Below are 14,774 nucleotides of genomic sequence, written 5' to 3' on the forward strand. Positions count from 1 at the left end.
CCCGTGCCCGCTTCCGACCGTCTGCCCATGGATCCCATCGCCGAGGCCCGCCGCCAGTGGGCCGCGCACGGCTGGGCGGATGCCGCGGACGGGATGGCTGCCGTGACCTCGCTGATGCGCGCGCAACAGATCGCGCTCGCCCGCGTCGAGGCGATCCTGCGGCGCCACGGCGTCACCTTCGCCCGCTACGAGGTGCTCATGCTGCTGTACTTCAGCCGCGCCGGCACCCTGCCGATGGCCACCATCGGCGCGCGGCTGCAGGTGCACCCCACCAGCGTCACCAACGCCGTCGACCGCCTGGAGGCCGCCGGCCTGGTCCGCCGGGCCTCCCACCCGACCGACCGCCGCGCCACCCTCGTCGAGCTCCTCGACGCCGGCCGCGAGCTCGCGGTCAAGGCCACCCAGGAGCTCAACGCCGAGGTCTTCAGCGCGCCCGGCATCCCGCCGGAGGCGGTCACCGCGCTGGTCGCGATCCTCACCGACCTGCGCCGGGACGCGGGGGACTTCTGATCCGCGCTTGACCCGCGCTTGAGATCCGCGCTTGAGATCCGCGCAGTTCTGGCGAAGTTGCTGCCTCCCACGCGAGGGAAGCAGCAGTATCCCGCACACTGCGCGGATCTTGGACGGAGTGCTCAGCTGGGCGCGGCCCCGGCCGATGAGTGCACGGGGAAAGGGGTGACCGTGGGCTCGCCGGAGGGGTACGGGCGCGCAGCGAACACGCTCGCCGACGGCGTGCGGCGCGCACTGCTGCTGTACACGCCGATCCTGGCCTTGTCCGTCGGCTGGTGCCTGGCCCGGGCCAGCGGGTACGACGGGCTGACGGTGCTCGGCTGGATTCCCGGCGGGGTGGCCATGGTCCTGACCTCCTGGGACCTGTACCGCGCTTCCCGGGCCACCCGGCTCAGCCCGGCCGGCCGCCGGTTCTGGCGGCGGCTGGCGGTCGCGGCCGCGCTCATCGTCCCGTCGACGGGCCCCACCACCGAGGCCCGGGTCAGCGGCTCGCGGCCCGGGCCGCTGCTGACCATCGCGGTCTGCCTGCTGGTCGTCGCGCTGCTGATCGTGCTGTGGGCGCTGCTGCGCCTGCCGGTACGCCGCCGTAGCCGCGGGGACTGGCTGCGGCTCGGGCTCGACGCGGCGACGGTGCTCGCCTGTGCCGCCACGTTCCTGTGGCACTACGTGCTGGAGCCGCTGCTGGGCACCACCGCCGATCTCAGCACCGTGTTCGGGCTGCTCGTCCTGTGCGTCGTGTGCCTGTTGGCGGTGCTGGCCGTCGTCAAGCTGATGCTGGCCGGCACCGACGCCGTCGACGCGGCGGCGCTGCGCACGCTGGCCCTGGTCGTCCTCGTCGGCGCGCTCGGCTCAGCGATCAGCCCCATGCTCCCCGGTCCCCGCCTGGCCGGCGTCTCCAACGTGATGACCACCCTCAACGCCACCATCGCCGGCCTCGCGGGCGTGCTGCAGTACCACCGGGCGGGCAGCGGGGGCACCGCCCGTGCCAGCCGCAAGGGCTACAGCGTCCTGCCGTACCTGGCGGTGGCCGCCATCGACGGGCTGCTGATCGACGTCACGGTACACCCCGGGGACCCCGGCTCGGTCGCCGTCGTGACGGGCGCCGTCGTCGCGACCGGCATCGTCGCCCTCCGGCAGTTCCTCGCGTTCCGCGACAACGCCGCGCTGGTCGTGTCGCTACGGGAGCACCAGCGCCTGCTGCGCCAGCAGGCGACCCACGACGCGCTCACCGGGCTGCCGAACCGGGCGCTGTTCAACGAGACCCTCGAGGCGGCGTTCGCGCCGGGACAGCCGGTGCTGCTCACCGCGTTCCTCATCGACCTCGACGACTTCAAGGGCGTCAACGACACGCTGGGCCACGAGGTCGGCGACGGGCTGCTGGTCGAGGTGGCCCGGCGGCTGCGCGCCGCCACACGCCCCGGCGACCTGGTCGCCCGACTCGGTGGCGACGAGTTCGCGGTCCTGCTGCCGGGCACCGCCGGCCACGAGGTCTTCGAGGTGGCGAGCCGCATCCTCGCCGGGCTGGACGCGCCGGTCGTCGCCCACGGCCACCACCTGGCGGTGGGCGCGAGCCTGGGGATCGCCGAACGGGGCGCCGACGACGACCCGCAGTCGCTGCTGCGCCACGCCGACATCGCGATGTACGTGGCGAAACGCAACGGCAAGGGCAACTACGCCCGCTACACCCCGGACCTCGCTGCCGACCCGTCCAGGTCCTGCTGAGGACGTTCGCCGGTCAGCGGTCCGGACCGGGCTCGGTGACATCGGCGAGCGTCGCGTCGACGGCGCGCAGGGCGTCGTCCGCCGTCACCGCGACGGCGACGCCGTGCTCGCCGGCCCCGAGCGTGATCTGCCGGCCACGGATGCGCTCGTCGGCGATCACCGGCCACCGGGTCGTCGAGCCGAACGGGGTGATCGTGCCACGCTCGTACCCGGTCACCGCCTTCGCCGTGTCCGCGTCCGGCATCGACAGTCGGCTCACCCCTAGCACCGTCCGCAGCTTCGGCCAGGAGATCACCCGATCACCCGGTACGAGCACGAAGAGGAAGTCGTCGTCGCCACGGCGTACCACGAGCGTCTTCACGACGTCGGCGACGGCCACGCCCCGCACGGCGGCGGCCTCGGCCACGCTCCGGACCGCCCCGTACCGCAGGACGCGGTAGGGAACGCCGGCTGCGGCCAGGGCGTCGAAGGCGGGTCCGGACATGCGCCGGATCTTACCGATCACGGTACGTTCGGCAGCGGCCATGTCTGCCCGGTGGTGCTGTCGACGAGAGCGGCGCGGCTGACGCGCGCGGGGAGCGGCAGAACGTCGTAGACGGTCGTGGCCACCACGGGTAGCTGGCCGAGCCGGGCCCGCGGCGCGACCGAGCAGTGGGGTAGCCACGCGCCCGCCTCGTAGTTGCGGTGCACCACCGCGCCGGTGGCCCGGGTCGCCGCCAGCACGACCTCCTGCCGGCGCACGAGATCGGCCGGCACCGCCGGAACGAGACAGATCCGGCCCCGGCGGAACGCCCCCAGCGCGTCGAACGTCAGCGGGAACGGGCCGCGGTCGGGCAGCGCCGCCATCGCTACGCGTACGGCGTCGAGGCGCCAGCGCAGCAGCACCACGTACGACAGGTGCGGACGGTGCAGCCCGTGGGTGTGCGAGCGCAGCGTCGCCACGCCCCGCTCCTCGAGCTTGTCCCACAGGTTGCGCAGGGCGCGCTCCGTGCGACCGTCGAAGAGCAGGCACACGGCGAGGGCCACGCCCGACAGTACGCACAGGGGCGGTCCCGCCGGCAAGCCGGCTCACCGGACCGGCCGTTGTCCGCCTCGGTGATCGTCACGCCACCCCGCCGGGGGGAATTGTTGACGCGTCAAATATGTTGTCCCGAGCAGCAAGCCTTCCTCGTCTCCGAGTAGGAGCTGGACATGCAGTTCGGGATCTTCACGGTCAGTGACATCACCACCGACCCCACCAACGGCAGCACGCCGACCGAGGGGGAGCGGATCAAGGCGGTCGTCACGATCGCGAAGAAGGCCGAGGAGGTCGGGCTCGACGTCTTCGCTCTCGGCGAGCACCACAACCCGCCGTTCTTCTCCTCCTCGCCGACGACCACGCTGGCCTACATCGCGGCGCAGACCACGACCCTGCGGCTGTCGACCGCCACCACGCTCATCACCACCAACGACCCGGTCAAGATCGCCGAGGACTACGCGATGCTCCAGCACCTCGCGGACGGCCGGGTCGACCTGATGCTGGGCCGCGGCAACACCGGTCCGGTGTACCCCTGGTTCGGGCAGGACATCCGCAACGGCATCGCGCTCGCCATCGAGAACTACGCCCTGCTGCACCGGCTGTGGCGCGAAGACGTCGTCGACTGGCAGGGCCGGTTCCGCACTCCGCTGCAGGGCTTCACCTCGACCCCCCGGCCCCTCGACGGCATCCCGCCGTTCGTGTGGCACGGCTCCATCCGCAGCCCCGAGATCGCCGAGCAGGCCGCGTACTACGGCGACGGGTTCTTCGCCAACCACATCTTCTGGCCCGCCGAGCACACCCGGCGCATGGTCGGCCTGTACCGCCAGCGGTTCGAGCACTACGGCCACGGCAGCGCCGACCAGGCCATCGTGGGCCTGGGCGGACAGGTGTTCATGCGCCGGAACTCGCAGGACGCCGTCCGCGAGTTCCGGCCGTACTTCGACAACGCCCCGGTGTACGGACACGGGCCGTCGCTGGAGGAGTTCACCAGCCAGACCCCGCTGACCGTCGGCAGCCCCCAGCAGGTGATCGACCGTACGCTGGGCTTCCGCGAGTACGTCGGCGACTACCAGCGGCAGCTGTTCCTGATCGACCACGCCGGCCTGCCGCTGAAGGCCGTCCTGGAACAGCTCGACCTCCTCGGCGAGGAGGTCGTGCCGGTGCTGCGCAAGGAGTTCGACGCGCTGCGCCCGGCGCACGTGCCCGAGGCGCCCACGCACGCCTCGCTGAAGGCCGCTGCCGAGAAGAAGGTTGCGGCCGAGAAGAAGGCCGCGGCCGGCGAGGACGCCCGATGAAGGAACGTACGCTCGCCGTCGTGTCGGCCGGTCTGAGCCAGCCGTCCTCCACCCGCCTGCTCGCCGACCAGTTGGCCGCGGCCACCCGCGAGGAGGCCGACCGGCTGGGGGTGCGGCTCGACACCCGGGTCGTCGAGCTGCGCGACCACGCCCACGACCTGACCAACCATCTCCTGACCGGCTTTCCGTCGGAACCGCTCGGACAGGTCATCGAATCCGTCGCCGCCGCCGACGCGCTCATCGCCGTCACGCCGATCTTCAACGCGTCGTACAGCGGGCTGTTCAAGACGTTCTTCGATGTGCTCGGGGACGCCGCGCTGGTCGACAAGCCGGTGCTGATCGGTGCGACGGGCGGGACGGCGCGGCACTCGCTGGCCCTGGAGCACGCGCTGCGGCCCATGTTCGCCTATCTCCGGGCCGTCGTGGTGCCCACGTCCGTGTTCGCCGCGACCGACGACTGGGGCGCTGCGGCGGCCGAAGGCCCGCTGCGCAACCGGATCCGGCGCGCCGCGGGCGAACTGGCCGTCCAGGTGAGCCTGCGCGAGCCGGCGGTGGCGCCGGACCCGTTCGCGCTGTCGACGTCGTTCGAGGACCTGCTCTCCGGCGACTGAACGACACGCCTCGCTCGATGGCCGGGCGGGCGGTGATCGACCTTCACGGGCACGCCGTCGCCGGGACTCTCCGCGACCCTCGGAGATTCCATATCCGCCGCCAAGTCGGGGCACAGCGAGCACACAGGGCCGGCGGTGAGCCTGGTCGGTGCCGGCGGGAGATACCCGCGACGGGCGCCGAAGGGGCACACTGATGACCAGCAACGATACGGAGACGACAGCACCGGCGGACGCGACGGTCCCTCCACACGCGACGGTACCGGCGGACGCCACCGGGTACGTCTCCACGCCGCAGCCGCCGCCGGGCCTGCACCTGCCACCGTTGGCGGAGACGCCGGGATCATCACGGCGACCGACCACACGGCCGCACGCGGCGGCAGCGCCGCCGGTGCGGGCTCCGGCGGCCAGGGCTCCGGCGGCCAGTACGACCTGACGAAGCCCGCCAGCTGACCTCATCGTCGACCCTCCACAGCGGACGCTCATCGCTGGTGCTCGCCGACGGTGGGCGTCCGCTGCGGGCGGACTGAGCTGCGGGCGGACTGAGCTGCGGGCGGACTGACCGGACGCACAGGCCGTTCACAGGAACCGCCCAAGGTCCGCACAGGAGATGCGGCGAAGATGGGGCCATGGCAACCGTGAACACCACCTCCGACGCGCAGGCGCGGACGGAGCTGCGCCGCGCCGATGGACAGCCGGTACGCGTGCTCGTCGTCGACGACGAGTCGACCCTCACCGAGCTGTTGTCGATGGCGCTCCGGCTGGAGGGCTGGGAGATCCGCACCGCCGGTGACGGGTTCACCGCGGTGCAGACCGCCAGCGGCTTCGAGCCGGACGTGGTGGTGCTCGACATGATGTTGCCCGACATGAACGGCCTGGAGGTGCTCCGCCGGCTGCGCGCGCAGTTCGCCGAGATCCCGGTGCTCTTCCTGACCGCCAAGGACGCGGTGGAGGACCGGATCGCGGGCCTCACAGCGGGCGGCGACGACTACGTCACCAAGCCGTTCAGCCTGGAGGAGGTCGTGGCGCGGCTGCGGGGGCTGCTGCGGCGTACCGGCCTGACCGCCCGGGCCGAGAGCACCCTGCTCACCGTCGGCGACCTGACCCTCGACGAGGACAGCCACGAGGTACGCCGGGCGGGAGAGCTGATCTCGCTGACCGCGACCGAGTACGAACTGCTGCGCTACCTCATGCGCAACCCCAAGCGGGTGCTCAGCAAGGCTCAGATCCTCGACCGGGTCTGGAACTACGACTTCGGCGGTCAGGCCAACGTGGTGGAGCTGTACATCTCGTACCTGCGCAAGAAGATCGACGCCGGGCGCGACCCGATGATCCACACGATGCGGGGAGCCGGCTATGTCCTCAAGCCCGCCGGCTGACCCGACCGCTTCGGGCCGGTGGCGGCGGCCGTCTTCCTGGTCGCTGCGCGCCCAGCTGACGGCGGCGCTGGTGGTGCTCACCACGGTGGTCTGTGTCCTGTTCGGCGTCGTCACCACGACCGTGGTGAACCAGCTTCAGATGGACCGCCTCAACAGCCAGCTGACGGAGGCGGCCAATCGGGCCCGCGGTGGACAGCACCCACCCGACCCGCTGGGGATCGGGGGGCGGCCGCCGCGCGGTCCGGTCCCGGACACCGGTCAGGCGGCCGGTACCCTGCTCGGCCGCATCGTCGACGGCGAGGTCACCGACGCCAGGATGCGTGACCCCGTCACCAACGAGCAGGAGGACCTGCCCTCGGCGCAGTTCGACGTGCTCAAGCAGCTGCCGGCGGACGGCCGGAAGTACACCCGCGATCTCGGCAGCTTCGGCGCCTACCGGCTCGTCGCAATCCGGGCCGGCGACGGCGACGTTGTTCTCATCACCGGGCTGCCGATGGCGCCGGTGTACGCGACCCGTGACCGGCTGATCGCCGTGGAGATCCTGGTCGGGCTCATCGCGGCGCTCCTCGCCGCCCTGCTCGGCACGGCGATCGTGCGGCGTACGCTGCGCCCGCTGCACCGGGTCGCCGCCACCGCCCGGCGCGTGGCCGAGCTGCCGCTGGACCGGGGCGAGGTGGCGCTGTCGGTACGGGTGCCGGACGTCGACCCGCGCACCGAGGTCGGGCAGGTCGGTGCCGCGCTGAACCGGATGCTCGGCCACGTCGCCGCCGCGCTGGCCGCCCGGCAGGCCAGCGAGATGCGGGTACGCCACTTCGTCGCCGACGCCAGCCACGAACTGCGTACCCCGCTGGCCGCCATCCGCGGGTACGCCGAGCTGACCGGCCGGTACGGCGACGCCGTGCCGCCCGACGTCGCCCACGCGATGCGCCGGGTGCACTCGGAGACGGCGCGGATGACGACGCTGGTGGAGGACCTTCTCCTGCTGGCCCGGCTCGACTCGGGCCGGCCGCTGGAGCGCGAGCAGGTCGACCTGTCCCGCCTCGTCATCGACGCGGTCGGCGACGCGCATGTGGCCGCCCGTGACCATGAGTGGCGGCTGGACCTGCCCGAGGAGCCGGTGACCGTCACCGGCGATCCGGCCCGGCTGCACCAGGTCCTGGCCAACCTGCTGGCCAACGCCCGCGTCCACACGCCGCCCGGGACGGTCGTCGTCACCAGGCTGGCCGTCGCCGGTGCCGAGGCACGGCTGAGCGTGGTCGACAACGGCCCCGGCATCCCGGCTGAGCTGCAGCCCGAGGTGTTCGACCGCTTCGCGCGCGGCGACAGTTCGCGGTCGCGCGCCGCCGGCAGCACCGGACTGGGGCTGGCGATCGTCGCCGCCGTGGTGGAGGCGCACGGCGGCAGCGTCGAGGTGACCAGCCGGCCGGGGTACACCGGGTTCACGGTACGGCTGCCGTCCCACGCTCCCGTCGACGAGCCGCCGGCCACCGACGGGCGATCCGAGCCGATGGCGTCAGGCCAGTCGCATCGGTCCGGTTGACGGGACCGGTCCCAGGTACAGCCAGCGCCCGTCGCGGCGTACGAACCGGCTGCGCTCGTGCAGCACGCCGCCCTGCCGCCCGTGTTGGCTGTAGTGGGCGCGGAACTCGACGGTGCCCTCGGCGTCCAGCAGTCCGCCGCCGGTCGTGCCGAGGATGTCCAGCCGCGACCACCGCTGGTGCGGTTCGAACCGGATCCGCGCCGGCCGTGTCGCCGGATGCCAGGTCGACAGCAGGTACGCGGCGTCCTCGACGGCGAACGCGCTGAACCGTGACCGCATCAGCAGTTCTGCGGTCGGGGCGCCGGTCGGACCGTGGTGGAAGCGTCCGCAGCAGTCACCGTAGGGCTGGCCCAGGCCGCAGGGGCAGGGCGAAGCCGGGTCGGTCGCCGGCGTTCGGCGTGTGCTCCTTCTGGCCATCCGTACATTGTGTCGATCCCTGGTCCGGCGCCGGGTCCGGCCCCGGTACTAGGATCATCTGCGCGCGATCCGGATCGTTTCCGCCCGTTCCGCTGCTGAGAGAGATTCGATGATCTTCATAACCGCGAAGTTCCGGGTACGGCCGGAGCACGCCGACCGGTGGCCCGAGATCGCCCGCGAGTTCACCGAGGCGACCCGGCGTGAGCCGGGCTGCATGTGGTTCGACTGGTCCCGCAGCATCGAAGACCCGACCGAGTACGTCCTGGTCGAGGCGTTCCGCGACGACGAAGCCGGCGCGGCGCACGTGCAGTCCGACCATTTCCGCACCGCTCAGCGGACGCTGCCGCCGTACCTGGCCCAGACGCCCCGGATCGTCAACGTGACGGTGCCGCAGGACGACTGGTCCCTGCTCGGCGAGATGGCGGTCCCCGACGAGCGGTGACGCTCAGCGACGCAAGGGCCGGTCCGAGTCGGGCCGGCCCTTTCTGTTTCGGTGTAATGCGGGTGTAGTCCTCCCATACCGCGCCGATCACGGGAATCCTTCACATAACACGGCGCGTCGCCGATTGATCGGGAAACAGCGGGTACAAGATCCGCAAGAGCGACGAGGGGAGCACCGCGGTGTCGGTCAGTGGCGAACTGTTGATTGTCGGGCAGATCGCGATGGCCGCCGGGCTCGGCGCCGCCGTGGGGATGGAGCGGGAGTTCGGCTCGCAGCCCGCCGGCCTGCGTACCCACATGCTCGTCGCCCTCGGCGCCGCGCTCTTCACGCTCGCCGGCGTCGGTCCGGCCCACACCGACCCCACCCGGGTGGCCGCCCAGGTGGTCACCGGGATCGGCTTCCTCGGCGGTGGCGCGATCTTCAAGGAGGGCGTCAACGTCCGCGGTCTGACCACGGCGGCGTCCCTGTGGGTGACCGCCGCGATCGGCCTCGCCGTCGGCCTGCGCGCCTGGGAGGCGGCGGTCCTCACCACCGTGCTCGCGCTGTCCGTCCTGTGGCTGGTCAAGCAGGCCGAACACCTGTACCTGCCGCTGCGCCGCAACCTCATGGTGACCGTCACCATCAAGCACGGCAGCCGGCTCGATGTGGTCGAGCGGCAGGTGCTGGACGCGTTGCCCAGGGCCAGGGTCCTGCGGATCGCGTACGCCGAGCACGAGCAGCTCATCGAGCTGGCCGCCCAGCCCGCGAAGTCGGTGTCGCTGCCACAGCTCGCCGAGGAGCTTCGACTGCTGCCCGACGTCGAGGGCGTCGACCTGACCCGCTGACCGACCCGCTGACCGAGTGCGGTCCGTTCCCGCGTTTCACGCTGACCCGTACGGATATGAGCACCCGGCGGAGGGCCAGGCGGTTGTCGACGGAAGGGGCCGGCCGTGGCTGAGAACGTCGAACTTGTGATCAGATTCCACCCGGTGGGCGGCGACGACGTCTCCCTTCTGAGCTCCGACTTCCCCGGGCCGGACGAGGCGCTGGACGCGATCGTGCGTGCCCTGGACGACCGGCACAGCCTGATCCTGCGCCAGGCCAGGGACTCCCGGGTCGATCGGGCGGGCGCAATCGTGATCAACTTGGCCAACGTCGTCTCGGTACGGGTCTCCAAGACCGACAGCGACACGACCGGCCCGTACCTGTGACGGCCCGGTCAACGGATGTCGCGGTACCGCAGTCCCGCCAGACCGGCCGCGACCAGTACCGCCGAGATGGCGACCAGCCACGCCAGCGGCGTGACGGTCAGGTGTGCGCCGGGCAGCTTCGGCACATGGGTGAACGGTGAGACGTCGACCAGCTTCTGATCCAGCTTGAAGATCTCGCCGAACTGACCGACCAGCAGGAAGCCGGCCAGCGCGGCCCAGGCGACCCACGCCGCCCGCGGCAGCAGACCGAACAGCGCCGTCGCCAGGCCGGTGAGCACCCACACCGCGGGCAGTTGGACGAGCGCCCCGGCGAGTACCCGAGGAGCCTGACCGCTCACGTCGCCGACGCTCAGCCCGTACGCCAGCCCGGCCAGCAGGCCCAGCAGCGCGAGAACCACCGCCGGGCCCGCAACGGCGAAGGCGAGGTGGCTCGCGGCCCACCGCAACCGGCTGACGGCGGTGGCCAGCACCGGCTCGGCGCGCAGCGCCGCCTCCTCGGTGCGCAGCCGCAGCGTGGCCTGAACGGCGTAGGCGGCCGCGCCGAGCGAGGTGACGCTGATGACGCCGGCGAGGTACGCGTCGCTGATCGCGGCGGCCCCACCCAGGCGGCGAAGCAGGTCGGCGAGCTGTGAGCTGCCCGCCACCATGTCCTGTACGCCCTTCGCGCTCGCCCCGAGCACCGCGCCGTACACCGCGAACCCGGCCGCCCAGCCGGCCAGCAGCCCGCGGTGCAGCCGCCAGGCCAGCGCGAGCGGGCTGCGCAGGGCCGGTGCGGCCGCCGCGGGGCCGGGTCGGCCCGCGAGCACACCGGCGCCGAGGTCGCGCCGCGCCGACAGCGCGAACGCGCCCGCCCCGATCGCCACGGTGAGGGCCGCGGCGGCTGCCAGCGGCCACCACCGCTCGCCGGCGTACGGGCGCACCTGCTGCAGCCAGCCGATCGGCGACACCCACGACAGCCAGGACACACCGCTGGCCGGGCCGCTCGCGTCACCGGCCGCCCGCAGCAGGTAGGTCCCGCTCAGCGCCGCGATGGCGATGCCCCGCGCCGCGCCGGCCCGCTCGGTCAGCTGCGCGGCCAGGCCACCGGAGGCGGCGAACAGCCATCCCGCCACGGTCCAGGACGCGCCGAGCGCGAGGGCGCCCGTCACCGGTGTACCGATCGCGACCATCCACAGCGCCACCAGCGCCCCGAGGGCGAGGTCGGCGGCGAACGTCACGCCCAGCGCCGCGCCCAGCGGGGCGTGCCGGCCGACGACGGTGGCGCCGAGCAGTTCCCGGCGCCCGGCCTCTTCGTCGGTACGCGTATGCCGGATCACCGTGAGCAGGCTCGCCAGCCCGACGATCACCAGTACGAACAGTGACCGCCACGCGCCGAGCGCACCGACGTCGGACCCGAACACCGGGCCCAGCAACGCCCGGAACGTCGGGTTGGTACCGATGGAGCGCGCGTACTGCTCGCGCTCCGCGGCCGTCGGGAGCAGTGACCGGGTCCCGGCCGCGTACGACGCGGGGAGCGCGGACAGCAGCGTGACCCAGATGGGCAGCACCACGCGGTCGCGGCGGAGGACCAGTCGGGCGAGCGCTCCGGCGCCGGCGAGCCCGTTCACGGCAGCCGTCCCGCCGGTCGCCCGCCGACCAGTTCGTCGCGGTAGTGCCGCAGGAACAGCTCCTCGAGGGTGGGCGGCTGACTGACCAGGCCGCGTACGCCGGCCGCCGCCAGGTGCCGCAGCACCTCGGCGAGCCGGTCGGTGTCCACCTCGCACCGCACCCGGGTACCGTCGACCCGCAGATCGTGGACGCCCGGCAGCCCGCTCAATCCGTCCGGCGGCGCCGCCAGGTCAGCCGAGATCGACGTACGCGTCAGGTGCCGCAGCTCGACGAGAGAGCCGGTCTCCACGGTCCGGCCGAGCCGGATGATGCTCACCCGGTCGCACAGCGCCTCCACCTCGGCCAGGATGTGGCTGGACAGCAGGACCGTCCGTCCCCGCTGCCGCTCCTGTTCGACGCACTCCCGGAAGACCTCCTCCATCAGTGGGTCCAACCCGGAGGTCGGCTCGTCGAGCAGAAGCAGCTCCACATCGGAGGCCAACGCCGCGACCAGCGCGACCTTCTGCCGGTTGCCCTTGGAGTAGGCCCGGCCTTTCACCCTCGGGTCGAGGTCGAAGCGGTCGAGCAGGTCGTCGCGGCGGCGCTTGTCGAGCCCGCCACGCAACCGGCCGAGCAGGTCGATCACCTCGCCGCCGGTGAGATTGGGCCAGAGCGTGACGTCACCCGGCACGTACGCCAACCGCCGGTGCAGCGACGTGGCGTCCCGCCACGGGTCACCGCCGAGTAGACGCGCGGTGCCGCCGTCGGCGCGCAGCAGTCCCAACAGGATGCGAATGGCGGTCGTCTTCCCCGCCCCGTTCGGGCCGAGGAAGCCGTGCACCTCGCCCCGCCGCACCGACAGGTCCAGGCCGTCCAGTGCCCGGGTGCGGCCGAAGTCCTTGCGCAGTCCCTGAACGTCTATCACCGCGTCCATCCAGACAGGATCGACCCGCCCGGCAGCGCTGGGGAAGGGGCCAAGGGCACGTTCTCCGGGCAGGGACCCACGTCATGCCGGAACGGGCCGTTCGGCCCTGGGAGGCCGACTCGCCGATCGCCGAGCATCGGACCAGGACGCCCACCGGTGGTGAGGGAAAGCCCTCGCGTGGCGGACGGCGCCGATGGCGACCTACGGAGCGCAAGCCCGTGGCGCCAAATGGACACCCGCCGCCAGCGTGCCACCCCGGTGGGCGTCTGCACGGGCACCAAGGAGGTCACGATGGACACACAGCGCCGCGCCCGGGTCGTCGTCGGCGTGTCCCAGTCGCTTGCCGGGCTGCAGGCCCTTCGGTACGGGACAGCCGAGGCGCGGCGGCGTCGGGTACCCGTGTACGCGGTGCGCGCGTGGCAGGTCGAGCCGACGTGGGCCGGCCCCGACCCGTGGCGCTACATCGATGGGGCCTTCGACCTGGCCATGGGCGGCGTCCCCGCAGACATCGACGTCGCCGTCGTCGCGGCAGAGGGCCGGGCCGACGTCGTGCTGACCGGGTACGCCGGGTACGCCGAGGATCTGCTCGTACGCGGCACCGCCGGCCGGTGGTGGCCGAGCTGGCTGGTCCGCGCCTGCACCCGGCAGGCAACCTGCCCGGTCACGGTGGTGCCCCCACCGGAGCTGGCCCGCGGCGCCAGCCGGGCGATTCTGACCCGCCGCCTGCTGCGCGAGGCGGCGCGGGTCACCCACGTCACGGGCCGGAACGCGGCCGGCGCGCGGTAGGTCCGCCACCGCCGGATCACGATCTGGCTGATCTTCTGCGGTTGCGGCATTCGGGCCGCGCGGAGCCGGCAACATGGCGGTGCACCGTCGTAGATGTGAGGTGGAGACACCGTCATGCCGGCCCGCCGTTTCCCGTCCCGTCCCAGTCCCACCGGTACCCGGCTCGGTCTCCGCCTGATGGCCCTGACCGCGCCGGCGGTGCTGATCGCCGCCGGTGTCTCCGCATGCTCGGGTTCAGCCGCGGGCTCCGGGTCGTCGTCCGCTCCGGGCGCGACGGCCTCGGCGACCACGGGTGCCGACGTCGCCGCAGGTGGGTCCGGCACAGCGGCGAAGGTTGGTGCTCCGGCGCAGAGCAGCGGCACGAACGGTTCCGCGCAGACCGCGGTATGCGCGCTCGCCGACGTCAAGCCCACGGTGATCGCGCAGCCACAACGCACCGCGGGTGCGACCCGGATGGCCATCGTCGAGTTGACCAACGTCTCCAGCCGGTCGTGCCGGCTGGAGGGCTGGGCCTCCGTCGCCCTGCTGAACGCGGCCGGCGGTGTCGTCGTGGTGCCCAGTTCCAACGTGGCGCAGCCGGGCGCGCCGGTACCGGTGGACCTGCCGTCCGGCTCGTCCGCGTCGGCCGGAATCAAGTGGACGGTCTGCGACAAGGCCAGCGCCGAGTGTCCGACCGGCAACACGCTCATGATCGGCGTACCGAAGAGCTCGGGCGCCAAGGACGCCGAGCTGACGGACTTTCCAGCGGCGGAACGGTCGGACATCACGATCAAGCAGTTGGAGATCGGCTCACTCCAGCCGAGCGCTCAGGGCGTCGTCGCCTGGTGACCTGGCCTGGCCCTGCTCACCGAGGGCCGGCTGGCGGGAACGTGTGGTGGTGCCCGGGGGTTGTCCTGGTTCGCTGGTCGAGCCGTGTGATTCGTTCGGTTGGCGGCAGCGGTCGGGGAATGGTTTGTCCCTGGTCGGTGTTACACATGAGCACGGCGCGCCGCGTCGCGCCTGGGTCAGTGACCGGCGATTGCAGGGACCCGGCGCGGGTGTGACGCAGGACAAGGTCGGCAAATTTGACGATCATGAACTGCTGAGCGTAACTTTCTCTCTGCCCACGGGGCCGCCGGAGAACTTCTCCGGGGTACGGTGGGTGATCCCGGGCGGGTGGCGCGTCAGCGCCGGCCTTGACCGGCACCCGACAGGGTGACCGCTTCGAGTGACCGAGTGAGGTCGATTTGGAGCGGGCGCGAGGGTCGGGTAGAGTTAACGGCCGGCAGGGAACCGGGCGAGTGCGGTGCGAGAGCGCCGCAGCGGACGGCCTGCTAAATCCGAAGCTTGGACTGATCACCATCAGTCTGTGTTTC

The 14,774-nt window shown here is 72.4% G+C and carries 16 protein-coding genes; 11 read left to right on the forward strand and 5 right to left on the reverse strand.

Annotation, left to right across the window (positions count from 1 at the left end; genetic code table 11):
• Nucleotides 1–27: 27 nt before the first annotated feature.
• Nucleotides 28–510: a MarR family winged helix-turn-helix transcriptional regulator gene (locus HC031_RS16465; RefSeq protein WP_167926194.1), complete on the forward strand. Its 483-nt coding sequence runs from the start codon at nucleotides 28–30 to the stop codon at nucleotides 508–510.
• 171 nt (nucleotides 511–681) lie between these two features.
• On the forward strand, nucleotides 682–2,232 hold the full coding sequence (locus HC031_RS34405) for a diguanylate cyclase domain-containing protein (protein ID WP_167926195.1): 1,551 nt from the start codon (nucleotides 682–684) through the stop codon (nucleotides 2,230–2,232).
• 13 nt (nucleotides 2,233–2,245) lie between these two features.
• Here HC031_RS34405 and HC031_RS16475 read toward each other — a convergent pair whose 3' ends face one another.
• Both HC031_RS16475 and HC031_RS16480 read right to left on the reverse strand, forming a co-directional pair.
• Nucleotides 2,246–2,716 carry an aminoacyl-tRNA deacylase gene (locus HC031_RS16475; RefSeq protein WP_167926196.1) on the reverse strand — a complete coding sequence of 157 codons (471 nt, stop codon included), beginning with the start codon at nucleotides 2,714–2,716 and terminating at the stop codon, nucleotides 2,246–2,248.
• A 17-nt stretch (nucleotides 2,717–2,733) separates the two neighbouring features.
• The gene (locus HC031_RS16480; RefSeq protein ID WP_167926197.1) at nucleotides 2,734–3,258 is read right to left on the reverse strand and encodes a 2'-5' RNA ligase family protein; all 525 of its coding nucleotides are present in this window, start codon (nucleotides 3,256–3,258) and stop codon (nucleotides 2,734–2,736) included.
• Between the two features lie 165 nt (nucleotides 3,259–3,423).
• Here HC031_RS16480 and HC031_RS16485 point away from each other — a divergent pair, with 165 nt between their 5' ends.
• The 4 genes from HC031_RS16485 to HC031_RS16500 all read left to right on the forward strand — a co-directional run bounded on the left by HC031_RS16485 (nucleotide 3,424) and on the right by HC031_RS16500 (nucleotide 8,072).
• Nucleotides 3,424–4,545, forward strand: a complete 1,122-nt coding sequence (locus tag HC031_RS16485) for an LLM class flavin-dependent oxidoreductase (protein ID WP_167926198.1) — start codon at nucleotides 3,424–3,426, stop codon at nucleotides 4,543–4,545.
• Nucleotides 4,542–5,156: an FMN reductase gene (locus tag HC031_RS16490; RefSeq protein WP_167926199.1), complete on the forward strand. Its 615-nt coding sequence runs from the start codon at nucleotides 4,542–4,544 to the stop codon at nucleotides 5,154–5,156. The genes HC031_RS16485 and HC031_RS16490 overlap by 4 nt, the downstream gene beginning before the upstream one ends.
• Nucleotides 5,157–5,782: 626 nt before the next feature.
• Nucleotides 5,783–6,532 carry a response regulator transcription factor gene (locus tag HC031_RS16495; protein ID WP_167926200.1) on the forward strand — a complete coding sequence of 250 codons (750 nt, stop codon included), beginning with the start codon at nucleotides 5,783–5,785 and terminating at the stop codon, nucleotides 6,530–6,532.
• A complete protein-coding gene (locus HC031_RS16500; protein WP_167926201.1) occupies nucleotides 6,510–8,072 on the forward strand; it encodes a sensor histidine kinase in 1,563 nt (520 codons plus the stop codon). Before HC031_RS16495 ends, HC031_RS16500 begins: the two co-directional genes overlap by 23 nt.
• Here HC031_RS16500 and HC031_RS16505 read toward each other — a convergent pair.
• On the reverse strand, nucleotides 8,046–8,489 hold the full coding sequence (locus tag HC031_RS16505) for a YchJ family protein (RefSeq protein ID WP_167926202.1): 444 nt from the start codon (nucleotides 8,487–8,489) through the stop codon (nucleotides 8,046–8,048). The genes HC031_RS16500 and HC031_RS16505 overlap by 27 nt on opposite strands.
• A gap of 109 nt (nucleotides 8,490–8,598) precedes the next feature.
• On the opposite strand from HC031_RS16505, the gene HC031_RS16510 reads away from it, so the two are divergent.
• From HC031_RS16510 to HC031_RS16520, 3 genes are all read left to right on the forward strand, one after another.
• Complete coding sequence (locus HC031_RS16510) at nucleotides 8,599–8,931, forward strand: putative quinol monooxygenase (RefSeq protein WP_167926203.1); 333 nt, start codon at nucleotides 8,599–8,601, stop codon at nucleotides 8,929–8,931.
• 179 nt (nucleotides 8,932–9,110) lie between these two features.
• Nucleotides 9,111–9,755, forward strand: coding sequence for an MgtC/SapB family protein (locus tag HC031_RS16515; RefSeq protein ID WP_338090691.1), 645 nt, complete (start codon nucleotides 9,111–9,113; stop codon nucleotides 9,753–9,755).
• A 105-nt stretch (nucleotides 9,756–9,860) separates the two neighbouring features.
• Nucleotides 9,861–10,121 carry a hypothetical protein gene (locus tag HC031_RS16520; RefSeq protein ID WP_167926204.1) on the forward strand — a complete coding sequence of 87 codons (261 nt, stop codon included), beginning with the start codon at nucleotides 9,861–9,863 and terminating at the stop codon, nucleotides 10,119–10,121.
• 8 nt (nucleotides 10,122–10,129) lie between these two features.
• Here HC031_RS16520 and HC031_RS16525 read toward each other — a convergent pair whose 3' ends face one another.
• On the reverse strand, nucleotides 10,130–11,728 hold the full coding sequence (locus HC031_RS16525; RefSeq protein ID WP_167926205.1) for an ABC transporter permease: 1,599 nt from the start codon (nucleotides 11,726–11,728) through the stop codon (nucleotides 10,130–10,132).
• Complete coding sequence (locus tag HC031_RS16530) at nucleotides 11,725–12,642, reverse strand: ABC transporter ATP-binding protein (protein ID WP_167926206.1); 918 nt, start codon at nucleotides 12,640–12,642, stop codon at nucleotides 11,725–11,727. Before HC031_RS16530 ends, HC031_RS16525 begins: the two co-directional genes overlap by 4 nt.
• A gap of 282 nt (nucleotides 12,643–12,924) precedes the next feature.
• Here HC031_RS16530 and HC031_RS16535 point away from each other — a divergent pair, with 282 nt between their 5' ends.
• A complete protein-coding gene (locus HC031_RS16535) occupies nucleotides 12,925–13,419 on the forward strand; it encodes a universal stress protein (protein WP_167926207.1) in 495 nt (164 codons plus the stop codon).
• A 114-nt stretch (nucleotides 13,420–13,533) separates the two neighbouring features.
• Complete coding sequence (locus HC031_RS16540) at nucleotides 13,534–14,247, forward strand: DUF4232 domain-containing protein (RefSeq protein ID WP_167926208.1); 714 nt, start codon at nucleotides 13,534–13,536, stop codon at nucleotides 14,245–14,247.
• The last annotated feature ends 527 nt before the right edge of the window (nucleotides 14,248–14,774 follow it).

It is taken from the genome of Planosporangium thailandense, assembly GCF_011947195.1.
Taxonomy (GTDB): Bacteria; Actinomycetota; Actinomycetes; order Mycobacteriales; family Micromonosporaceae; genus Planosporangium; species Planosporangium thailandense.